Origin of the sequence: Ureibacillus thermophilus, from assembly GCF_004331915.1 — a bacterium.
GTDB lineage: Bacteria > Bacillota > Bacilli > Bacillales_A > Planococcaceae > Ureibacillus > Ureibacillus thermophilus.
The window spans coordinates 2473404-2495557 of record NZ_CP036528.1 but is presented as its reverse complement, the minus strand read 5'-3'; the positions used below and the strand labels follow the sequence as shown (position 1 = coordinate 2495557).

The window sequence follows — 22154 nt, the reverse complement described above, 5'->3', positions numbered from 1 at the left end:
ACGACTAGGAGAAGGAATAGTAGATTCTGAAGCTTTACAGAGAGCTAGCGGTTGGTGCAAGCTAGCAAGTGGAAGAATCGAACTCGCCTTTGAGTCTGTTTTAGCGAAAGAATATAGTAGCTAAAACCGTTCTCCGCGTTAAGGGTTTGAGCTGAGTGCATGTGTCACTAATTTGGGTGGTACCGCGGGAGTACAACACTCTCGTCCCTTCTCTTTCGGTTGGGGCGAGTTTTTTTATTGATAAAAATATTCCGTTAATTCTGGCACCTTTAGGATAATCTGGTAATAAAGAATTACTCATATCAAAAAATGTTGCAATCATTAAATCAAGGAGGAAGTAAGTACCCATGAATTACAATCATCGAGAGATTGAGAAAAAATGGCAAGAATATTGGGCGAAAAATAAAACCTTTAAAACATTAAATGATGATTCAAAGCCAAAATTTTATGCATTGGATATGTTCCCTTATCCATCTGGAGCAGGTCTTCACGTAGGACATCCCGAAGGTTATACGGCAACGGATATATTATCCCGCTTTAAACGCATGCAAGGCTATGACGTGCTTCATCCGATGGGATGGGATGCATTCGGCCTTCCTGCTGAACAATATGCCTTAGATACAGGAAACGACCCAGCTGAATTCACGGCAAAAAATATTGCTACATTTAAAAGACAGATACAAGAACTCGGCTTTTCTTACGACTGGGATCGGGAAATTAATACAACAGATCCGGAATATTACAAATGGACTCAATGGATTTTTATTCAATTATATAAAAACGGCTTAGCATATATTGATGAAGTGCCTGTCAACTGGTGTCCAGCTCTTGGTACAGTGCTTGCAAACGAAGAGGTCATTGACGGTAAATCCGAACGCGGCGGACATCCGGTCATCCGTAAACCTATGAAACAATGGATGTTAAAAATTACTGCATACGCTGACCGATTGCTTAAAGATTTGGACGAACTTGATTGGCCTGAAAGCATCAAAGAAATGCAGCGGAATTGGATTGGCCGATCAGAAGGTGCAGAAGTTACATTTACTGTGCAAGGTACAGATAAAAAATTCCGCGTGTTCACAACTCGTCCGGATACGCTTTTCGGTGCGACATACTGCGTTCTTGCGCCTGAGCATGATTTAGTCAAAGAAATTACAACGCCTGAACAAAGAGAACAAGTGGAAGCTTATCTTGAACAAGTGCAAACAAAATCCGATTTGGAACGTACAGATTTAGCGAAAGAAAAAACTGGCGTGTTCACCGGCGCTTATGCCATTAACCCAGTAAACGGTAAAGCCATTCCAATTTGGATTGCCGACTATGTGCTTGCATCATATGGAACAGGTGCCATTATGGCGGTTCCTGCCCATGACCAACGAGACTATGAATTTGCGAAAAAATTCAACTTGCCAATCATCCCAGTTCTTGAGGGCGGAAACATTGAACAAGAAGCCTTTACTGGTGATGGACCACATATCAATTCAGATTTCTTAAACGGCTTAGGAAAAGAAGACGCCATCAAAAAAGCCATCGAATGGTTGGAAGAAAAAGGCGTTGGCGAAAGAAAAGTGACTTACCGTCTCCGCGACTGGTTATTCAGCCGTCAACGTTACTGGGGAGAACCAATTCCAATCATCCATTGGGAAGATGGCACAATGACGACGGTACCAGAGGAAGAATTGCCATTACGATTGCCAAAAGCAAAAGACATTCGCCCAAGCGGTACTGGGGAATCTCCTCTTGCAAACATAGAAGAATGGGTGAATGTAGTTGATCCGAAAACAGGAAAACGCGGCCGCCGCGAGACAAACACAATGCCTCAATGGGCAGGATCCAGCTGGTATTTCTTAAGATATATCGATCCGCACAACAAAGAAAAAATCGCGGATGAAGAGTTGTTAAAACGTTGGCTGCCAGTGGATATTTACATCGGCGGGGCAGAACATGCCGTTCTTCACTTGCTATATGCCCGCTTCTGGCATAAATTCTTATATGACCTTGGTGTAGTGCCTACAAAAGAACCATTCCAAAAATTGTTCAATCAAGGAATGATCTTAGGTGAAAATAACGAAAAAATGTCTAAATCAAGAGGAAATGTTGTAAATCCAGACGATATTGTACGAAGCCATGGTGCTGATACATTGCGGCTTTATGAAATGTTCATGGGTCCTCTTGATGCTTCTGTTGCATGGTCCACAAAAGGGCTTGATGGAGCAAGACGCTTCTTGGACCGCGTATGGAGATTATTTGTTGCAGAAGACGGAAAACTTTCCAATAAAATTCAAGAATCCGACAATCAAACATTGGAAAAAGTGTACCATCAAACTGTGAAGAAAGTAACAGAAGACTTCAATCAATTGCATTTCAACACAGCCATCTCTCAATTGATGGTATTCATTAACGAATGCTATAAAGTCGAAGTGGTGCCAAAACAATATGCAGAAGGCTTTGTAAAAATGCTTTATCCAATTACACCGCATATCGGCGAAGAGCTTTGGTCCATTTTAGGCCATGAGGGTACGATTACATATGAACCTTGGCCAACATATGATGAATCAAAACTTGTGGATGATGAAGTGGAAGTCGTTGTTCAAGTAAACGGCAAAGTCCGCTCCAAAGTGAAAGTGGCAAAAGATGCAACGAAGGAACAATTGGAACAAATCGCAAAAGAAGACGAAAGAGTAAAAGAACATATTGAAGGAAAAGACATTGTCAAAGTTATTGTCATTCCAGGAAAACTAGTTAATATGGTGGTGAAATAAAATGTATATAGCGTGGCTCAGAAGGAAATTCCTTTTGAGTCACGTTTTATTTTTCGTTAATTCTTACTAAATTAATAGAATTATAAAAAAATCATTGACTTATAACATGAATAATTTTATTATTTGTATCAAAATACTAAGAATTAATAGCGCTGACTAGACAAACTAGAGGCCCGTAATATTCTCAATTCACCAGCCACTTTCTAAATGGGAATATTGAGGCCTTTTTTGCTTAATACATAAAAATTTACGCAAATGTTTCGCTTTTTGAATTAATGAACTTCGAAAGTTTCATTAATTATCTTTTTTAAAAAAGTATTGAAAAGGAGGCGCCATATTGCTTAATATATAAAAATAACAATACTAAGTTGATTAATAAGAATTCATGAATTTAAATGTCTTAAAATGTGAGGGAATAAAATGGGAAAAGTATATATTGTTGGAGCTGGTCCTGGAAGTGTTGATTTAATCACAGTAAAGGGATTGAAATGTATTCAACAAGCAGACGTTATTTTATACGATCGGCTTGTTTCAAAAGAATTGCTTTCCTATGCCAAACCAAATGCAGAACTCATTTTTGTTGGAAAATTGCCAAAATTGCATCATGTGATTCAAGAGCGTATCAACAAGCTCCTTATACAGCATGCAAGAAAAGGAAAAATTGTGACGAGATTGAAAGGCGGGGATCCATTCGTTTTTGGCAGGGGAGCAGAGGAAGCGGAAGTGTTGAGAGAAGCCGGCATTCCTTTTGAAATTGTGCCGGGCGTCACATCCGGCATTGCGGCGCCTGCCTATGCTGGGATTCCTGTTACTCATAGAGAATTAGGTTCAAGTTTTGCCATTATCACCGGACATTTGAAAGATGGAAAAGATGAAGGCATCAATTGGAAAGGTTTGGCGGAATCTGTTGATACGTTAGCAATTTATATGGGTGTAGGGAATTTGCCATATATTACAGAACAACTGCTTAAATATAATCGAAAACCAACTACTCCTGTCGCTTTAATAGAGTGGGGAACAACCGAACATCAACGAGTTGTAACAGGTACATTGGAGACGATTGTAGATATTGTGGAAAAAGAAAGCATTCAAAATCCCGCCATGATTATTGTGGGAGAAGTGGTGAAAATGCGCGACAAAATTGCTTGGTTTGAACAATATCAACAAGCGTTGCAGGAGACCGTGTAAACGGAGGGATAAAATTGCAGGCATTGTTGTATGTGGCCCATGGCAGCCGGGTGAAAGAAGGAAATGAAGAAGCGATTCGGTTTATTGAATCGGTAAAACCGTATTTTGATGTGGAGATACAGGAACATTGCTTTTTGGAACTGGCAGAGCCATCGATCATAAAAGGGATTGAACAATGTATTTCAAAAGGTGCGAAAAGCATTGTAGTCATTCCCATTTTATTGCTTTCTGCCAATCATCGAAAAGTCGATATTCCTTCTGAAATCGAAAAAGCAAAGATGAGTTACCCCTCCGTCACCTTTACCATTGGAGAACCTCTAGGCGTTCATGAAAAGTTGATTCAAAGTTTGCACCGGCGAGCATTGGAACAAGGGCCTGTTACTCCGAGAAAAACAGATATTTTGTTAGTTGGCAGGGGAAGCAGCGACCAAAGCGTACAAAGGGATTTAGGTCAAATTGCCGAACTCCTGCAACAAACATATGATTATGCGAAAGTTGATACTTGTTTTTTATATGGGAACGGTCCATCCTTTGATGAAAAATTAATGACCATATGCAATAGCAAAAATCGAGTATTAATCATTCCGTATTTGCTGTTTACAGGGTTATTGAAATTGAGCATTCAGAAAAAGGTTGCACAACAAGGTTTTTCCGAACAAGTTGTGCTGTGCGGCTGTTTAGGGTATGACGAAAACGTGCGTCAAGTATTAATTGAGAGAATCAAAGAGTCGTTATCTTCAAATGTGAGGAGTGATTGAAATGGATAAACGACAACAAAATTTCGAGAAGGCAGTCGAAAGTTTGAAAAAAATGCTTAGTACAATGAGTTATGGCTCCATCACTTTAGTGGTTCAAGATAATTTAATTATTCAAATCGAAAAAAACGAAAAGATTCGTTTAAAGTAAGAAAAATATTTATTTATCGAGGTGTATAGTGTGTTAGAAGTCATCAATAGTCCTTTTAATGAAAAACAAGTCCAGCAGTTAAATGAATTGTTGGCCACTTTAACGCCCCAACAAAAAATTTGGCTTACCGGATATTTAACTGCAACTGCAAACATTGCTGTTGTTGATGCTCCAAAAAATGCAGCAGCTCCATCCGTAGTCCAGTCACCATCGCCTAAAGAAAAACATGTAACGATTCTTTACGCCAGTCAAACAGGAAACGCCCAAAAGTTAGCTGAACAATTCGGCAACCAGCTGCAGCAATCTGGTTTGAATGTTTCGGTTTCATCCATGAGCGATTATAAAACGAATGCATTGAAAAAAGCTCAATATTTACTCATCGTTGCAAGTACCCATGGCGAAGGGGAGCCGCCGGATAATGCCATCGCTTTCCACAGCTTTTTACATGGAAAGCGGGCGCCAAAATTAGACCATGTCAAATTTGCAGTGCTGGCGTTAGGGGATTCCAGCTATGAATTTTTCTGCCAAACAGGGAAAGAGTTCGATCTGCAGCTTGAAAAACTAGGTGCTGAGCGTCTAGTGGAACGAGTGGATTGCGATCTGGATTATCAAGAACCGGCAGAAAAATGGTTTGCAGCAGTGAAAGAGAAACTTCTTGAAGAAACCTTAACAACTCCTGCCAGCAATCAAGAAGCAGCAGTTTCTAAAGCACAAGAAGGAAAGGAATATTCCCGCAAAAATCCTTTCCATGCAGAAATTATTGAAAAAATAAATTTGAATGCAACAGGTTCTAATAAAGAAACCATCCATTTGGAACTTTCCCTTGAGGATTCAGGGATTATTTTTGAACCGGGAGATTGTTTAGCCATTATCCCAGTTAATAATCAAAACCTTGTAGATTCTTTAATTTCCGCATTAGGATTTGAACCTAATGAAACTGTTGATGTAGATGGTGCAACTCTTTCATTGAAAGAAGCGTTATTAAACACTTTAGAAATCACGCTGCTTACCAAACCATTGATGAAAAAGCTTGCAGAATTTACAAATAACGAAAAATTCCATGCCCTAATGGTAGATTCAGAGGCTTTAAAACAATATATCGAAGGCCGCGACCTGTTGGATGTAGTGGAACAATTCGGGCCGTTCCAATGGGATGCGCAAGGCTTCGTCAATTGTTTAAGAAAAATCCCTGCGCGCCTATATTCGATCTCAAGCAGCCAGTTAGCCTATCCGGACGAAGCCCATGTAACGATTGGCGTTGTCCGCTATGAAGTGGATGGCAGAGAAAGACTTGGCGTATGTTCAACTTATATCGCAGACCAGCTGGAAGTCGGCGATTGTGTGCAAGTATATGTACAAAAAAATCCGAACTTCAAACTTCCGGATGATGAAACACCTATCATTATGATCGGGCCTGGTACGGGTGTTGCACCTTTCCGCGCCTTTATTCAAGAGCGGGAAGAGCGAGGCGCCAGCGGAGAAAACTGGCTGTTCTTTGGAGAACAACATTTTATGACCGATTTCCTTTATCAAAAGGAATGGCTCAATTGGCTGAAAAACGGAGTGCTGACTAAATTGGATGTTGCATTCTCCCGAGATCAAGAGGAAAAAGTGTATGTACAACATAAAATGCTGAAAAAAGCCAAAGAGTTTTATGAATGGCTAGAAAAGGGAGCTGCCGTATATATTTGCGGCGATAAAGGAATGGCAAAGGATGTGCAGGAAACAATCATCCAAATCATTCAGGAACAAGGAAACAAATCCCGGGAAGAAGCAGAAGCATATTTAGAAGAATTGAGAAAACAAAAACGTTATCAGCGGGATGTTTATTAAGGAGGAAACATACGTGACTAAAAAAATTGTGTTACCACCACAAGAAGGAAAACCAAGCGATGTGGAGGAAGTAAAGAAAGCTAGCAACTATTTGCGTGGAACGTTGGCTGAAACAATGCAGGATGAACTTTCAGCCGGCATTCCTGATTGGGATAATAAACTATTAAAATTTCACGGCAGCTATTTGCAGGACAATCGTGATGAAAGGGTAGAGAGAGACAGAAAAAAATTGGAGCCTGCCTATCAATTTATGGTGCGTTTGCGTTTGCCAGCAGGTGTTGCCAAACCTGAACAGTGGCTAAAATTGGATGAATTGGCGGATAAATATGGCGAAGGTTCATTAAGAATTACAACTCGCCAAACGATACAATTCCATGGCATTTTAAAATGGAATATGAAAAAACATATGCAAGAGTTAAATAAAATTTTAATTGATACAATCGCTGCCTGCGGGGACGTCAACCGCAATGTCATGTGCAATGCCAATCCATATCAATCCAAATTGCATAAAGAAGTATCTGAATATGCCACAAAAATCAGCGAACATTTATTGCCAAGAACAAATGCCTATTATGAAATTTGGCTGGACCATGAGAAAGTAGTGGACACTCAAGAAGAACAAGAGCCAATTTACGGCGCTCTTTACTTGCCGCGTAAATTTAAAATCGGCATCGCTGTTCCGCCAGCCAACGACGTGGATGTGTTCTCGCAAGATATCGGCTTAATTGCCATCGTAGAGAAGGATGAATTAGTCGGCTTTAATGTGGCCATTGGCGGCGGAATGGGTATGACCCACGGCGATACGCGGACTTATCCTCAATTAGCAAGAGTAATAGGTTATGTATCAAAAGATAAAATCGTCGACGTCTGCGAAAAAATTATGACGGTACAGCGGGACTATGGCAACCGTTCCGACCGAAAGCAAGCCCGCTTCAAGTATACAATTGACCGCCTAGGCTTAGAGAATGTAAAGAAGGAAATTGAAAACCGGCTAGGCTATGAATTTGAAGAGGTGCGCGACTTCCATTTTGAACATACCGGCGACCGTTATGGCTGGGTGAAAGGAGAAGATGGAAAATATCATTTCACCCTATTTATTCAAAGCGGCCGTGTTCGGGATTTTGAAGGCTATCCATTAAAAACAGCATTGCGGGAAATTGCCGAGATTCATAAAGGCGAATTCCGCTTTACGGGAAATCAAAATTTAATTATTGCCAATGTCAGTCCAAGAGCGAAAAAAAGCATACAGCAAATTCTTGATAAATATCAATTAACTGAAAGTGAAAACTATTCAGCTCTTCGACGAAATTCCATTGCGTGTGTCGCTTTGCCAACTTGCGGTTTGGCAATGGCAGAAGCGGAACGCTATTTGCCAACCCTCATCCAAAAAATTGAGCCAATGTTGAAAGAATTTGGCTTATATGACGAAGATATTGTGATTCGTATGTCAGGATGCCCAAATGGCTGTTCAAGAGCAGCAATGGCGGAAATTGGATTTATTGGGAAAGGGCCTGGAAAATACAATTTGCATTTAGGCGGCAGCTTCCAAGGTACTCGCCTTAGCAAAATATATAAAGAAAACATTGGAGAAGAAGAAATATTAGCAACGTTAAGACCGATTTTTGAGCACTATGCAAAAGAGCGGCTTGAAGGGGAACATTTTGGAGATTTTGTAATTCGAGCTGGCTATATAGATGCGGTTACAGATGGAAGAGAGTTCCATAAATAATTAAAAAATAGGCTTCTGTCATGTCTATCAAGGGATTTTGTTTAACTTCTTTTTTGCGTCAATTCATGTATTCGCCAATATTAATTTAACCCTTAAATGACATGGCAGAAGCCTTTTTTATTAACTCTCTTTTCCAGCGCTCATTCCGGCAATCCGGCCGGTTACAAGGGCGCTTGTTATGTTGAATCCTCCTGTATAGCCGTGGATATCTAAAATTTCACCGCAAAAATATAATCCTTTCTTTTTCTTTGAAGCCATCGTTTTTGGATCGATTTCCTTGATCGATACGCCTCCCCCTGTAACAAAAGCTTTCTCTAAAGGAAGTGTTCCATGTACATCCATGGTGAAGGAAACCAGCTCATGGGCTAATTTGCGGATGTGTTCTTGGGAAATTTCTGCACAGGTTTTGGATGGGGAAATTCCTGACTTTTCCATTAAAAACAACAGCCATCTTTCAGGAGCTATAGGTTTCAATACGTTTTTGATAGATTTTTTCGTTTCCTTTTTTACGAGCTGATTTAAATATTGGAAACAAGATTCTTCATTGAAATCTGTTAATGTTTGAATGCGGATTTGAACAGGAGCGCCGCCGTTTTTCTTTAATTCTTTCACGACAAATTGGCTGCATCTGAGTATAGCCGGTCCGCTTAAACCAAAATGGGTAAAGAGCATGTCCATTTGATGGGTGACAATCGGTTTTCCTTTTTGATTTAATACAGAAACGGCCGCATCTCTTAAAGCTAAACCTTGCAATTCCCGTGATTGAATAAAAGATTCTTTTGATACAATTGGAACTTCTGTTGGATACAATTCCGTTACCGTATGGCCTGCCCGCTCGGCCCATGCGTAGCCATCCCCGGTGGAGCCAGTTTGAGGCACCGCTTTTCCCCCGACAGCCACGATGATGGTGTTGGAACGAATTTCAGAACCATCTTGAAGCCGCACTCCCAATATTTTCTCATCATCCATCAATAACTTGCTCACCGCTGTTTGCAACCGAACTTCTACATTCAACCGCTTCAATTCCTTTGTTAAGGCATCCACCACATCTTGCGCCCGATTGGAAACTGGAAACATGCGCCCATGGTCTTCTTCTTTAAGAGGAACACCCAATTTCTCAAAAAATTTAATGATATCTTCGTTATTAAAAATGGAAAAGGCGCTGTATAGGAATCGGCCATTGCCAGGGATATGTTTGATGATATCATCTATCGGCAAACGATTTGTCACATTGCAGCGACCTCCGCCGGAAATAGCAAGCTTTCTTCCGAGTTTATTTCCTTTTTCAAGAAGCAGCACTTTTTTCTTTTGCTCTCCAGCTGCTATAGCGGCCATTAAACCGGCCGGCCCTCCACCGATGACAATGCAGTCGTACATAAATTGAATCTCTCTTTCCTTTTAATTTTTCTTTCCATATTATACACAGAAGAGAAAAGAAATAAAAAATGTCTTTCTCATAGCTAGTCAAATTTTTAGTCAAATTGTCCAGTTCTGTTTAGAATAGTACAATAGGAAAGATTCATTGAATCTTAAAAGGAATCGTTTTAAAATCATTATTTAGTATGATTGCGGAAAAATTTCTGATAAAATAATTTTGTTATGCAGAAAGTAGAGGCGAGAAAATATGTGTGGATTTATTGGATATATACATGGAACGGATGAGATCGATCATCACAAAACAATTGAACGAATGATGGATACAATTATTCATCGAGGACCTGACAGCGGAGGCAAGCATGTGGATGAAAAAGTATCACTTGGCTTTCGCCGCTTGAGCATTATCGATTTATCAAATGCAGCCAACCAGCCGCTTTATAATGAAGATGGAAGCATCGTGCTGGTTTTTAATGGGGAAATATATAACTTCCAAGAATTGCGGGAAGAATTGATTGAAAAAGGATATCATTTTAAAACGAAATCCGACAGTGAAGTGCTAATTTACAGCTACATGGAGTATGGGGAAGAGTTCGTAAAACAGCTGCGCGGCATGTTTGCCTTTTGTATTTGGGACAAGAATCGCAATCAAATGATGCTTGCCCGGGACGGTTTTGGAATAAAACCTCTATATTATTCAAATCATACAAAAGATAATACATTCATTTTCGGATCAGAAATTAAATCCTTCTTACCACATCCATCCTTTATTAAAGAAATGAATAAAGATGCGTTGCGTCCATATTTAACCTTCCAATACTCAGCTATGGATGAAACCTTCTTTAAAGGCGTTTATAAATTGCGCCCTGCCCATTACATGATTGTAAAAGAGGGAAAAATTGTAAAAATGGAGAAGTATTGGGATAAAAAATATCATGCGAAAGACAATACCCTTGAATACTATGTGGAAGAAATCCGCAAAACGGTGAAAGAATCCGTTGAAGCTCACAAAATCAGTGATGTAAAAGTCGGTTCTTTTTTATCTGGAGGAATTGACTCAAGCTATGTTACAGCCCTTTTACGTCCAAATACTTCCTTCTCTGTCGGATTTAAAAATTATGAAAAAATGTTTAATGAAACCGATCATGCAAAGGAATTATCGGAGTTATTAAATATTGAAAACAAGCGGACTTTTGTTTCCGCCGACGACGTGTTTGAAAAATTGCCAACCATTCAATGGCATATGGATGAACCTCAATCCAATCCATCATCCGTACCGCTTTATTTCCTTTGCGAATTGGCAAGCAAAGACGTGACGGTTGTATTATCCGGTGAAGGGGCCGATGAAATTTTCGGCGGATATGAATGGTATCAGCCATCCAAACGTATGGAAGCCTATGAAAAAATTCCATTTGGCCTAAGAAGAATCATTTCAAACATCGCGAAAAAATTGCCGAAAAATAAATATACGAATTTCCTTGTCAAAGGCGGACAAACGATTGAAGAGCGTTTTATCGGCGAGGCCGTTGTATGGGATGAAGAAGATGCTCTGAATGTGTTAAAACCTCCTTATCGCAGCGGTCCAAGCGTCCATTCCATCACGAAGCCGATTTACGCAGAAGTGCCTTATGAAGATGATGTAACGAAAATGCAATATTTAGATTTAAATCTTTGGCTGCCTGGAGATATCTTATTAAAAGCAGATAAAATGAGCATGGCCCATTCCCTTGAATTGCGCGTACCGTTTTTAGATAAAAAAGTGATGGAGTTGGCTAAAAACATTCCAACGCCGTATCGCGTCAATGAGGAAGATACAAAATATGCATTGCGACAAGCTGCCCTAAAAGAGCTTCCAGAAGAATGGGCAAAGCGGAAAAAACTTGGTTTCCCTGTACCAATCCGCCATTGGTTCCGAGAAGAAAAGTATTATAATTTAGTAAAAGAAGCTTTCCAATCCGAATACGCGAAGGAATTTTTCGATACAGATCAATTAATGAAATATTTAGATGACCATTATCAACAAAAAGCCAACTACGCGAGATATATTTGGACAGTCTATGTATTCCTCGTATGGTATAAACGTTTCTTTATTGATGTGAAATAAATGAACAAGTAGTACCGGTTTTCATTTTTTTGAAAACCGGTGCGATTTCTTTCATGTACGAAGTCTTTTTAAAGGACTATCTCATTTGGAGGTAGTGCTTATTTTTGTTGCTTACTATTTTTTAGAACCTATTTATCCATTGAACTGTTAAAAATACAAAAATCAATACATATTTGAAATTCTTAAAAGAATGGATGAATTGAATGTCCTCTTTAATGAAAGGTACAGCGATTTTAACAATTGGAATGTTTTTATCCAAAGTTCTCGGGTTAATTTATATTTTCCCTTTTTATGCAATTGTTGGTAGTGAAAATGTCGTTCTTTATCAATATGCATATATCCCGTACACGATTATGTTGTCCATAGCGATTTCCGGTGCTCCGGTGGCGGTGTCGAAGTTTGTTTCAAAATATAATTCCTTGGGCGACTATGATGCGGGGCGAAGATTGCTAAAATCTGGACTTTTGACGATGATGGTGACAGGATTTTTGACTTTTCTGCTATTAAACCTTCTTGCGACGCCAATTGCAGAAATCGTCATCCGAAGCAAAGATCAAGCCTTCACAGTGGAACAAGTCTCTTCCGTCATTCGATGGGTGAGCTTCGCATTAATCGTTGTTCCTTTTATGAGCTTATGGCGCGGTTTTTTCCAAGGATACGGAATTATGGAGCCTACCGCTTACTCCCAGCTTATTGAACAAATTGTGCGGATTGTTTTCTTGCTTTGCGCATCCTTCACAGTGATGGTGCTTTTAAAAGGGAAAGCTGAAACAGCTATTGCATTGTCCGTATTTGCTGCCTTTATTGGAGCCCTTGGCGGGTTGTTCGTATTATTCTATTTTTGGAAAAAACATCTTTCAGAATTTAATGCCCTTCGAAGCCAAAGCAAAGGAAACTCCAATATTCAATTAAAGGAAATCTATTGGGAAGTAATTCAATATTCCATCCCGATGATTTTCGTCGGCATCGCCAATCCTTTGTTCCAACTTGTAGATATGTTGACCTTTAATAATGCCATGAAGAATATTGGCATGTCAGAAGTATCAGACTTATATTTGAGCATGGTTAATTTTACAACGCATAAAGTTGTGATCATTCCGGTTATGCTTGCAACGAGCTTATCTTTGGCCCTTGTTCCGACCATTACGAAATATTATAACAATGGAGAGTTTCAATCATTGAAAGGGGCAATGGATAAGTCCTACCAAATTTTGTTTTTCATTACATTGCCGGCAGCCATTGGAATTTCCTTATTATCCTATGAAATTTATTTCCTTTTATATGAAGAGAGTGAAATGGGGGCAACAGTGCTCGCCCATTATGCGCCGGTGGCTATTTTATTCGCGTTATTCCAAGTAACGGCGGCGCTTCTTCAAGGAATTGATTATCAAAAATGGATTGTTTTTAGTTTGCTTACCGGTATTCTTGTGAAGTTAATGTTGAATACGCCGCTCATTGAATGGCTGCAAACTGATGGGGCGATTCTTTCGACAGCGATTGGATATACCGTTTCGATTGTAATTAACATCATGGTTTTAAAGAAAGTGTTAAATTACAAATCCAAAATGGTAGTAAGACGCATTTTGTTGATTGTAATTTTAACTGCTGTGATGTCTATTTGCGTGTTCTTAGCCCATAAAGGTCTTATTTTATTGTTTGGTGCGGTCGAAAGCAGATTTTCTAGTTTAATGGTGGCGCTCATTTGTGTTGCCGTTGGGGTATATGTATATGCCTTTTTAAGCTTTAAAGTGGGTCTTGCCCAAAAATTATTAGGTGAACGAATTTCTCGGATTTCTGGGAAATTCGGATTAAAGTAGGTGTTGTTAGTGCGTTTAGATAAGCTGCTCGCCAATTCTGGATACGGCTCTCGGAAAGAGGTTAAACAATTGTTGAAAAAAGAACAGGTCACGGTCGACGGGAAAGTGGCAAAAGACCCGGCGATGCACGTAGACCCGGAGCGGCAGGAAATCTATGTATTCGGAGAAAAATTGGATTATAAAGAATTTATTTATGTAATGCTAAATAAGCCAAAAGGAGTCATTTCAGCAACGGAAGATTTGCGGGAAAAGACAGTGGTGGATTTACTCTCCCCTATCTTGAGGCATTATCAGCCCTTTCCTGTTGGACGATTGGATAAAGATACCGTAGGACTATTGCTTTTAACAAATGATGGCGACTTGGCCCATCAATTGTTGTCTCCGAAAAAGCATGTGCCAAAAACGTATTATGCAAAAATTGCAGGGGAAGTTACAGAAAGAGACGTAAAGGCCTTTAAAGAAGGGGTTGTCTTGGATGACGGCACCATCACAAAACCGGGGGAATTGAAGATTATAACATCCGGGGATATATCGGAAATAGAACTAACGATTTATGAAGGAAAATTTCATCAAGTAAAGAGGATGTTCGAAGCAGTCGGCAAAAAGGTCGTTTTTTTAAAACGATTGTCGATGGGGAATTTGAACTTAGACCCAACATTACAATACGGCGAATATCGTGAGTTGACAGATGAAGAATTGAAGGCGTTAAAAGAATATGTGCATAAAAAAGAGTGACCTTTTTCTAGGTCACTCGTTCATTCTATATTAACGTAGGCAATTGTTCTTCTATCTGTCTCTATGATGATAACTTCACTTTCTTGTTCGTCGTTGTCCATTTGCCTCTACTTGGGCTTTCCACCAAGTTGTTAAAGGCTAACACATTCAAATCTCTTTGAATGGTGCGAGGAGTGATGTTGAATTCTTCAACTAAATCCTGTGTCGTTACAGTTCCATTCTCCCGAATGAACAAGTACACGTCTTTAATGCGTGTAAGCATTCTGTCTGTCGCGGGTTTCATTTAAATGAACCACTCCTTCATCTTTATTCACATGGCAAAGACTAGCGGACGACTAAACTTTTGAATGAGAGGTCTAAATTTCTGTCCTAGACATCCCCTTTATCAGAATTTTTTGTTAAAAAATTTTTTTGACATGCTTATTATAGCAATAAACTATTAATTTTTCTATAATTCGAAATGATAAAAATTTCTGCTTATTATATAAGATACGTTTCTATTATGTCAAATATACAAGTATATTATCAACTATTATTATACTACTTTCGAGGTGAAAAATATGGATTTTTTACAATTGGCAAAAGAGAGAAAAGAAGAGTTGGTTCAAGATATAAAACAGTTAATTCAAATTGAAAGTGTTTTGGATGAAGGAAGCAAAAGGAAAGACGCCCCTTTTGGAGAAGGGCCTAAAAAAGCGTTGGAGTGGATGCTAGAAAAAGCATCGAAGGAAGGATTTAAAACAAAAAATGTAGACCATTATGCAGGACATATTGAAATGGGCGAAGGAGAAGAAATTCTCGGCATTCTTTGCCATGTAGATGTAGTGCCAGCAGGAGGAAATTGGACATATCCTCCTTTTGAAGGAGTTATCAAAGATGGAAAATTATATGGACGCGGCGCCATCGATGATAAAGGACCGACAATGGCAGCTTACCTTGCAATGAAAATGGTAAGGGATGCACAAATCCCGCTTTCTAAACGAATTCGCATGATTATTGGCACTGATGAAGAATCCGGTTTCCGCTGCATGGAGCATTATTTTCAAAAAGAAGCGATGCCTGACATCGGTTTTGCACCGGATGCGGATTTTCCTCTCATCAACGCTGAAAAAGGAATAGCGCTATTGGAATTTACTCAACAAAGCACTTTAAGCGAAGAAGAGCAACTTGTCTCTTTTCAGGCAGGAAATCGCCACAATATGGTACCGGATTTAGCGAAAGCCGTAGTGAAAAATGTTTCCTCCGATTTTGAGGAGAAATTCTATGAATATTTTAAACAGTTTGGTGAAGAAGTAGCTTTTGCTCGGGAGGAAGATAGAGTTATAATATCGGTAACAGGAATATCTGCCCATGCAATGGAACCTGAAAAGGGAAAAAATGCGGCAGTGATGCTTGCCAAATTTTTAAATCTTCATTTAACAACGGAATCAAGCAAAGCTTTTGTCTCTTTTGTTGAGGATGCTTTTAGCGATGTATATGGGAAAGCTCTCGGTCTGGATTATGCAGATGAAATGTCAGGGCAGACGACATTAAATGCTGGGGTGGTTTCTTTCGATGCTGAAAAGGGGGGAAACATTCTCGTCAGCATGCGATATTCTGTGACCTATCCATATGAAGAGAAAATTCAAATGGCTAAAGAACTTTTGAAAAATTCTTCTTTTTCATTACACGTCGTATCGAATTCGAGCCCCCATTACATTCCGGAAGATGATGAATTCATTCAAACATTGCTAAAAGTTTATCGACGTTATACTGGCGATGATCGAAAACCTCTATCAACCGGTGGAGGAACTTATGCTAGAACGTTGAAAAAAGGGGTGGCATTCGGCAGTTTATTTCCTGGGGAACCTGACGTAGCTCATCAAAAAGATGAGTATGTGGTGATTGACAATTTGGTGAAAGCTGCTGCGATTTATGCAGAAGCAATTGTTGAATTAGCAGGCAAAAAATAAAGGAAGTGGGAAAATGGGATTTACGTTATGGAATGACAAAATTGTAAAAGATGATGAAGTAATTATTGATAAAGAAGACAGAGGCTATCAGTTTGGCGATGGAATCTATGAAGTTGTGAAAGTCTATAACGGTGAAATGTTCACGATTAACGAACATATAGATCGTTTGTATGCTTCGGCAGAAAAAATCCGCATGTCTATTCCGTATTCAAAAGAAAAACTTCATCAACTGCTAAAAGAGTTAGTGGAAAAGAACGGATTAGGCACAGGGATTATCTATTTTCAAGTTTCTCGCGGCGTTGCTCCAAGAGCCCATCAATTTCCTGAAGGCGATGTGAAGCCGGTTTTAATTGGATATACGCGGGAAAATCCACGACCAATGGAGAATCTTGAAAAGGGCGTAAAAGCAACTTTTGTGGAAGATATTCGCTGGCTGCGCTGCGACATTAAAACTTTGAATTTGCTTGGAGCAGTTCTTGCAAAACAAGAAGCCCATGAAAAAGGCTGCTATGAAGCGATTCTCCATCGCCATAACACAGTGACAGAAGGGGCTTCAACAAATGTTTTTGGCATTAAAGACGGCATTTTATATACGCATCCTGCAAACAACTTAATTTTAAAAGGTATTACTCGGGATGTGGTGATTGCTTGCGCAGAAGAAATTAATATGCCGGTAAAAGAAATTCCATTTACAACTTATGAGGCATTGAAAATGGATGAATTATTTGTCACAAGTACAACATCAGAAATTACCCCTGTCATTGAAATCGATGGCAAGTTTATCAACGATGGAAAAGTAGGAGAATGGACACGAAAATTACAGCAACAATTTGAAACAAAAATTCCGAAAGCCCTTCATATTTGATTATTGCTGGATAGAGTGAATCTTTATGAATGAAGTATCCTCTTTATTAGAGGGTACTTTTTTAGTGGGAAATTTTAATGCTTCATCAGAAGGGGTTACTATGAATTTTTTATTCCGTCATGTAAAATGGATGGAAGAGAGTTAGTAGGAGAGATTTTAATGGCTCAACTAATAAAATTGCAAGACTATATTTCAAGATATCAAATCGATTTAACTAGATACCCAACCCAATTTGTTCGTTTGAAAAGAACACAATGGGAAAAAGTGAAACATCAATGGATGACAGGGGAAGAACCGATTGTTTGGAAACATATTGAGGAGGAAGAAGAACCAAAACGCTTCAACTTCCTCAAAAAATGGCTGCATAAAAAACGTGTTGCGGAAGAAGAAGAGGATATTGAATCCGTTGATGTGTCCCATGAAGCAATGGATGGGCAATTTGAGTCGGAAACGATTTTATCCTTTGAGCCAAATATTGTGTATCATCCTGAAAGTCTGGATGAATTGAAACGAATGTTTCTTGATCAATTTTTTCATTTTCAATTGAAATGGGCGAGTTCTACGTTATTAGAAAAATCATATATTGATTCACGTTTCTATAGAGACACTTTTTTAAGAACGGTTCTACAACAGTTGCCTGATAATTATTTAGTATTTTACTATCCGATTATCAAAATTAAAAAAGCTCCGATTGAATTGGACGTCATCATTTTAACGCCAACCGACTGTTTGTGCATCACTCTTTTGGAGCAGGAAGAAGATGCCGTATATGTGGCTGATGGCGACCGATTTTGGACAAAAAAAATCGGAAAGCGAAATGAGAAAATTTTAAATCCTATCATTCAATTGAACCGGATGGAAGCGATTGTCGCACAGATTTTCAAAAATCATCAAGTAGAATTCCCCATTCGAAAAATATTGCTTTCACGCAATGGCTTTTTTCCGCAATCGATGTCGTTATTTAACATTCAGTTGATTGATCGGCGAAGATATTCTGATTGGTTAAAGCATTTAAAGTATGCGCCTTCGCCCATTAAAAAAAATCAACTAGAAGCGGCACAAGCCATTATTAGCAATGTGGATACGGTTGCTTTTAGCCGTTCGCTTTGGGAAGCGCAAATTCAGCAGCAATTAAACGAAAATCAGGCAGATTAAACAAACATAGGGAAATAAATTTTCCTTTCATCATCATTCATTACATACTGAAACAAACTAAAAGAAATGAACAACATAGAAAGTAGGGTATTATCGTGAGAATGAGAAATAAACCTTGGGCTAAGGAATTTATTGAACAACATCCTGAAATAATCATCCAAAATCCAGAAAATTATAAAGGAAAATGGAATGAACTTTTTGGAAATAATCATCCTCTTCATATCGAAGTCGGATCGGGCAAAGGCCAGTTTATTGTTGGCATGGCTCAAGCAAATCCAGAAATTAATTACATTGGAATCGAATTATATGATAAAGTCATCGTAAAAGCATTGGAAAAAGCGTTGGAAGCGGGGTCACCTCCAAACTTAAGATTATTAAAAATCAATGCAGAAGAATTAGAGAAGTTTTTCAAAAAAAACGAAGTTCAACGCATTTATTTAAATTTCTCCGATCCGTGGCCGAAAAAGCGCCATGCCAAACGGAGACTTACTCATGAGAGATTTTTAAAAATTTATGAATCGATTTTAGTGGATGAAGGGGAAATCCACTTTAAAACGGATAATCGCGGGCTTTTTGAATATTCATTGGTTTCCATGTCCCAATATGGCATGGTGCTCCAATACGTTTCTTTAGATTTGCATGCCAATGAACCGGAAGATAATATCCGAACAGAATATGAAGAAAAGTTCTCAGCAATGGGACAGCCAATTTACCGTTTAGAAGCAAAATTTCCAAAGAAATAAGGGTGCTATTCATTGAAACTCTTCCCTTCAGAAGGGAGAAGTTTCAATTGATATAGATATATATTTAGGGGGGAGAAATAATGGATCAATTACAATTTCACGATATGACATTAACATGGCTAGACGGCGGAGTGACTGGTCTAGATGGGGGTGCGATGTTTGGAGTTGTACCAAAACCATTATGGTCGCGGAAATACCCAGCCAATGAAAAGAATCAAATCGAATTATCTTGTGAACCGATTTTGATTCAGTACAATGGAAGAAATTATTTGATTGACAGCGGCATTGGCAATAAATTAAATGAAAAGCAAATTCGCAATTATGGGGTAACGGAGCTTTCTAATCTGGATGAAAGCTTGCAAAAACTCGGATTAACAACAAGCGATATTGATGGGGTATTAATGACCCATATGCATTTTGATCATGCCAGTGGATTAACGAAATATGAGGGGGACAAATTAGTCTCCACTTTTCCAAATGCTAATATTTATGTGACTCAAATTGAATGGGATGAAATGCGCAATCCAAATATTCGCTCAAAGGCTACATACTGGGTGGAAAATTGGGAGCCGATTCAAGACCAAGTAGTTACTTTCAAAGACTCTATTGAAATTGTCCCAGGTATTGAAATGATTCATACAGGCGGCCACAGTGATGGACATGCCATCATCCTATTAAAACAAAAGGGCGAGACTCTCATTCACATGGCAGATCTAATGCCAACCCATGCCCATCAAAATCCTTTATGGGTAATGGCATATGACGACTATCCAATGACAAGCATTTTTGCAAAAGAGAAAATTTTAAAAGAAGCCTATGCAGGCGGCTATAAATTTATCTTTTATCATGATGCCTACTACCGCATGGTTCAGTGGGATGAAAACGGCAAAGAAATCATCGATTCCTTGAAGCGGGGAAAAGAAGCAAAAATTTCAATTCCGGTAAAATAAAGAGGCTGGGACATAAACAAAAAATGATAGAGGTAGCTGAAAGGGTTTTGATAAAAAATTGAACTAACGAAAAATGGATTGGCGTGACGGGGCGAGTTCCTGTCTCGCACGTTTAGTCGCAAAGAAAGGAAGTAAATTCAAAACTTTCCTGCGACGAGCCCTCTCAAGAGACCACGAGGAACGAAGGAATGACTCCGAGGAGGGCCTGCGGAAAGCGTCCCCGGAACGGAAATCAATTTTTAATAACAAATCTAAAAAAACATCATTTTCTCTTTGGAGAAAATGATGTTTTTTTTAGATTTGTCCCAACCTCTTACACTTTGTGTAATTCCACGATCACGCCGGAGCGGGCATCTGCAGCAAATTCGAAGTTTTCCACTTGACCATCAACGACTCTTGAAATTCCGCCTCTATAAACAGGAACGGTTGTAATGCCGTTATGGAAAGATTCTGGTTTCATATAAATCCATGAACCATCAATTGGGCTTTCTTTTCGGAATTCTTCTTTAATGTTTTCCAAAATCTGATTTGGATTCATATAAGGCTGAATGCGTTCTGAAGCTTCTTTTATAATAACTGCTGCCGCTAATCCTGTTGTTACTCCTAACATAAAATCACGTAAATTCATTTCCAATTCCCTCCTCAAAAACCATTGTACCATTAATTTCTTTTTAAAGTCTTCTGAAAGCAGGATAAAATATTTTCCCGATTATATACTCATTTCTATAAAATACTTGGATTTTCCTTTTTATTTCCTAGCGTAAAATAGTTAAATCTTTTTGTCCTTCTTAAGAAGTACCAACATTTTTGAATTATGCTAAAATAAAGCAAGTAGCAGATGAAGGAGTGTTCCATAGTGAATGAAGAAACTTTGCAATTATTTAAAACATTGACAGAACTTCCAGGAGCGCCTGGCAATGAACATCAGGTAAGGGCATTTATGCGAAAAGAACTGAAAAAATATGCGGATGAAATTGTACAAGACAATTTAGGCGGCATTTTTGGAGTGCGCAAGTCAGAAGAGGAGAATGCGCCAAAAATTTTGGTTGCAGGCCATATGGATGAAGTGGCGTTTATGGTCACAAGCATTACAGATAACGGCATGATTCGCTTTCAAACGTTAGGCGGCTGGAATCCGCAAGTTTTGCCGGCGCAGCGGGTGATGGTTTATACAAATGAGCGGGAAATTCCAGGTGTGATTGCATCCACTCCTCCGCATTTATTGACAGAAGAACAGCGGAAAAAACCGGTGGATATAAAAGATATGCTGATTGATGTTGGGGCAGAAAGCAAAGAAGATGCCATGCAAATGGGAATTCGTCCTGGGCAGTCGATTATCCCTGTTTGTCCATTTACAGTGATGGCAAATCCAAAAAAAATTATGGCAAAGGCTTGGGATAATCGTTATGGATGTGGACTGGCTATTGAACTATTAAAAGAAATAAAAGATGAAAAAGTGAAAAGCCACATTTATTCCGGGGCCAATGTGATGGAAGAAGTTGGACTTCGCGGCGCTCAAGTATCTGCCCATATGATTCAGCCGGATATATTTTTTGCATTGGATGCATCTGCTGCCAATGATATGACAGGAGACCGCAATGAATTTGGCCAATTGGGTAAAGGGGTGCTCCTCCGCATTTTCGACCCGACAATGGTAACCCACCGGACATTGAGAGATTTTATTTTAGATACGGCAGAATCAAACCATATTCCGTATCAATATTTCGTTTCTAACGGCGGCACCGATGCTGGAAGAGTCCATACGATGAATGGCGGCATTCCAAGTGCGGTCATTGGCATTTGTTCTCGTTATATTCATACATCAGCCTCCATTATGCATGTAGATGATTATCTTGCCGCAAAAGAATTGCTTGTTGCGTTAGTCCGCAAATTCGATCGTACAACGGTAGATACAATTCTCCAAAATCCATAATTGAATGGAAATGGGTGAAAATAAGGCTGGGACAAATCAAAAAAAACATCACTTTCTCCAAAGAGAAAATGATGTTTTTTGATATGTTATTAAAATTAATTTCCGTTT

Annotated in this window: 18 protein-coding genes and 1 other annotated feature (1 of these 19 only partly in view); of the genes, 15 read left to right on the top strand and 3 right to left on the bottom strand. The window is 39.1% G+C overall.

The window, feature by feature from the left end; genetic code table 11:
- Nucleotides 1–212: a binding site (T-box leader), on the top strand (it extends 3 nt beyond the left edge of the window).
- Between the two features lie 135 nt (nucleotides 213–347).
- The 6 genes from leuS to cysI all read left to right on the top strand — a co-directional run bounded on the left by leuS (nucleotide 348) and on the right by cysI (nucleotide 8418).
- Nucleotides 348–2762 (top strand): leucine--tRNA ligase, encoded by a 2415-nt coding sequence (gene leuS / locus DKZ56_RS12335; RefSeq protein WP_208650270.1) that lies wholly within the window; start codon nucleotides 348–350, stop codon nucleotides 2760–2762.
- Nucleotides 2763–3182: 420 nt separating this feature from the next.
- Entirely contained in the window at nucleotides 3183–3950 is a 768-nt protein-coding gene (gene cobA, locus DKZ56_RS12330; protein ID WP_208650269.1) for a uroporphyrinogen-III C-methyltransferase, read from the top strand.
- A 14-nt stretch (nucleotides 3951–3964) separates the two neighbouring features.
- The gene (locus tag DKZ56_RS12325) at nucleotides 3965–4708 is read left to right on the top strand and encodes a sirohydrochlorin chelatase (RefSeq protein ID WP_208650268.1); all 744 of its coding nucleotides are present in this window, start codon (nucleotides 3965–3967) and stop codon (nucleotides 4706–4708) included.
- Between the two features lies 1 nt (nucleotide 4709).
- Entirely contained in the window at nucleotides 4710–4856 is a 147-nt protein-coding gene (locus DKZ56_RS12320) for a YezD family protein (protein WP_208650267.1), read from the top strand.
- Between the two features lie 30 nt (nucleotides 4857–4886).
- Nucleotides 4887–6689, top strand: coding sequence for an assimilatory sulfite reductase (NADPH) flavoprotein subunit (locus DKZ56_RS12315; RefSeq protein ID WP_208650266.1), 1803 nt, complete (start codon nucleotides 4887–4889; stop codon nucleotides 6687–6689).
- Entirely contained in the window at nucleotides 6679–8418 is a 1740-nt protein-coding gene (gene cysI, locus DKZ56_RS12310) for an assimilatory sulfite reductase (NADPH) hemoprotein subunit (RefSeq protein WP_208650265.1), read from the top strand. The genes DKZ56_RS12315 and cysI overlap by 11 nt, the downstream gene beginning before the upstream one ends.
- A gap of 120 nt (nucleotides 8419–8538) precedes the next feature.
- Here cysI and DKZ56_RS12305 read toward each other — a convergent pair whose 3' ends face one another.
- A complete protein-coding gene (locus DKZ56_RS12305) occupies nucleotides 8539–9795 on the bottom strand; it encodes a BaiN/RdsA family NAD(P)/FAD-dependent oxidoreductase (RefSeq protein ID WP_208650264.1) in 1257 nt (418 codons plus the stop codon).
- A 247-nt stretch (nucleotides 9796–10042) separates the two neighbouring features.
- Between DKZ56_RS12305 and asnB the strand changes: the two genes are divergently transcribed.
- The 3 genes from asnB to DKZ56_RS12290 all read left to right on the top strand — a co-directional run bounded on the left by asnB (nucleotide 10043) and on the right by DKZ56_RS12290 (nucleotide 14448).
- A complete protein-coding gene (asnB, locus tag DKZ56_RS12300) occupies nucleotides 10043–11896 on the top strand; it encodes an asparagine synthase (glutamine-hydrolyzing) (RefSeq protein WP_208650263.1) in 1854 nt (617 codons plus the stop codon).
- 203 nt (nucleotides 11897–12099) lie between these two features.
- A complete protein-coding gene (locus tag DKZ56_RS12295; protein WP_208650262.1) occupies nucleotides 12100–13713 on the top strand; it encodes a putative polysaccharide biosynthesis protein in 1614 nt (537 codons plus the stop codon).
- 9 nt (nucleotides 13714–13722) lie between these two features.
- Nucleotides 13723–14448: a pseudouridine synthase gene (locus DKZ56_RS12290; RefSeq protein WP_208650261.1), complete on the top strand. Its 726-nt coding sequence runs from the start codon at nucleotides 13723–13725 to the stop codon at nucleotides 14446–14448.
- Nucleotides 14449–14509: 61 nt separating this feature from the next.
- Here the strand turns inward: DKZ56_RS12290 and DKZ56_RS12285 are convergent, their stop codons facing one another.
- The gene (locus tag DKZ56_RS12285; RefSeq protein ID WP_208650260.1) at nucleotides 14510–14731 is read right to left on the bottom strand and encodes a DeoR family transcriptional regulator; all 222 of its coding nucleotides are present in this window, start codon (nucleotides 14729–14731) and stop codon (nucleotides 14510–14512) included.
- 277 nt (nucleotides 14732–15008) lie between these two features.
- Between DKZ56_RS12285 and pepV the strand changes: the two genes are divergently transcribed.
- The 5 genes from pepV to DKZ56_RS12260 all read left to right on the top strand — a co-directional run bounded on the left by pepV (nucleotide 15009) and on the right by DKZ56_RS12260 (nucleotide 20113).
- Nucleotides 15009–16400, top strand: a complete 1392-nt coding sequence (gene pepV, locus DKZ56_RS12280) for a dipeptidase PepV (protein ID WP_208650259.1) — start codon at nucleotides 15009–15011, stop codon at nucleotides 16398–16400.
- 13 nt (nucleotides 16401–16413) lie between these two features.
- On the top strand, nucleotides 16414–17265 hold the full coding sequence (dat, locus tag DKZ56_RS12275; protein ID WP_208650258.1) for a D-amino-acid transaminase: 852 nt from the start codon (nucleotides 16414–16416) through the stop codon (nucleotides 17263–17265).
- 159 nt (nucleotides 17266–17424) lie between these two features.
- Nucleotides 17425–18420 carry a nuclease-related domain-containing protein gene (locus DKZ56_RS12270; RefSeq protein ID WP_208650257.1) on the top strand — a complete coding sequence of 332 codons (996 nt, stop codon included), beginning with the start codon at nucleotides 17425–17427 and terminating at the stop codon, nucleotides 18418–18420.
- A gap of 95 nt (nucleotides 18421–18515) precedes the next feature.
- On the top strand, nucleotides 18516–19163 hold the full coding sequence (trmB, locus tag DKZ56_RS12265; protein ID WP_208650256.1) for a tRNA (guanosine(46)-N7)-methyltransferase TrmB: 648 nt from the start codon (nucleotides 18516–18518) through the stop codon (nucleotides 19161–19163).
- Between the two features lie 80 nt (nucleotides 19164–19243).
- Nucleotides 19244–20113, top strand: coding sequence for a YtnP family quorum-quenching lactonase (locus DKZ56_RS12260; RefSeq protein ID WP_208650255.1), 870 nt, complete (start codon nucleotides 19244–19246; stop codon nucleotides 20111–20113).
- Between the two features lie 313 nt (nucleotides 20114–20426).
- Here the strand turns inward: DKZ56_RS12260 and DKZ56_RS12255 are convergent, their stop codons facing one another.
- A complete protein-coding gene (locus DKZ56_RS12255; RefSeq protein WP_208650254.1) occupies nucleotides 20427–20741 on the bottom strand; it encodes a hypothetical protein in 315 nt (104 codons plus the stop codon).
- Nucleotides 20742–20969: 228 nt separating this feature from the next.
- Between DKZ56_RS12255 and DKZ56_RS12250 the strand changes: the two genes are divergently transcribed.
- Nucleotides 20970–22046 (top strand): M42 family metallopeptidase, encoded by a 1077-nt coding sequence (locus tag DKZ56_RS12250; protein ID WP_208650253.1) that lies wholly within the window; start codon nucleotides 20970–20972, stop codon nucleotides 22044–22046.
- The last annotated feature ends 108 nt before the right edge of the window (nucleotides 22047–22154 follow it).

What these genes read in the sequence shown, in the direction of transcription:
- DKZ56_RS12285 (WP_208650260.1), bottom strand. Translation starts at nt 14,731, where the DNA reads ATGAAACCCGCGACAGACAGAATGCTTACACGCATTAAAGACGTGTAC.
- cysI (WP_208650265.1), top strand. Translation starts at nt 6,679, where the DNA reads ATGTTTATTAAGGAGGAAACATACGTGACTAAAAAAATTGTGTTACCA.
- DKZ56_RS12295 (WP_208650262.1), top strand. Translation starts at nt 12,100, where the DNA reads ATGTCCTCTTTAATGAAAGGTACAGCGATTTTAACAATTGGAATGTTT.
- asnB (WP_208650263.1), top strand. Translation starts at nt 10,043, where the DNA reads ATGTGTGGATTTATTGGATATATACATGGAACGGATGAGATCGATCAT.
- DKZ56_RS12260 (WP_208650255.1), top strand. Translation starts at nt 19,244, where the DNA reads ATGGATCAATTACAATTTCACGATATGACATTAACATGGCTAGACGGC.
- dat (WP_208650258.1), top strand. Translation starts at nt 16,414, where the DNA reads ATGGGATTTACGTTATGGAATGACAAAATTGTAAAAGATGATGAAGTA.
- DKZ56_RS12320 (WP_208650267.1), top strand. Translation starts at nt 4,710, where the DNA reads ATGGATAAACGACAACAAAATTTCGAGAAGGCAGTCGAAAGTTTGAAA.
- DKZ56_RS12305 (WP_208650264.1), bottom strand. Translation starts at nt 9,795, where the DNA reads ATGTACGACTGCATTGTCATCGGTGGAGGGCCGGCCGGTTTAATGGCC.
- cobA (WP_208650269.1), top strand. Translation starts at nt 3,183, where the DNA reads ATGGGAAAAGTATATATTGTTGGAGCTGGTCCTGGAAGTGTTGATTTA.
- leuS (WP_208650270.1), top strand. Translation starts at nt 348, where the DNA reads ATGAATTACAATCATCGAGAGATTGAGAAAAAATGGCAAGAATATTGG.
- DKZ56_RS12270 (WP_208650257.1), top strand. Translation starts at nt 17,425, where the DNA reads ATGGCTCAACTAATAAAATTGCAAGACTATATTTCAAGATATCAAATC.
- DKZ56_RS12255 (WP_208650254.1), bottom strand. Translation starts at nt 20,741, where the DNA reads ATGAATTTACGTGATTTTATGTTAGGAGTAACAACAGGATTAGCGGCA.
- pepV (WP_208650259.1), top strand. Translation starts at nt 15,009, where the DNA reads ATGGATTTTTTACAATTGGCAAAAGAGAGAAAAGAAGAGTTGGTTCAA.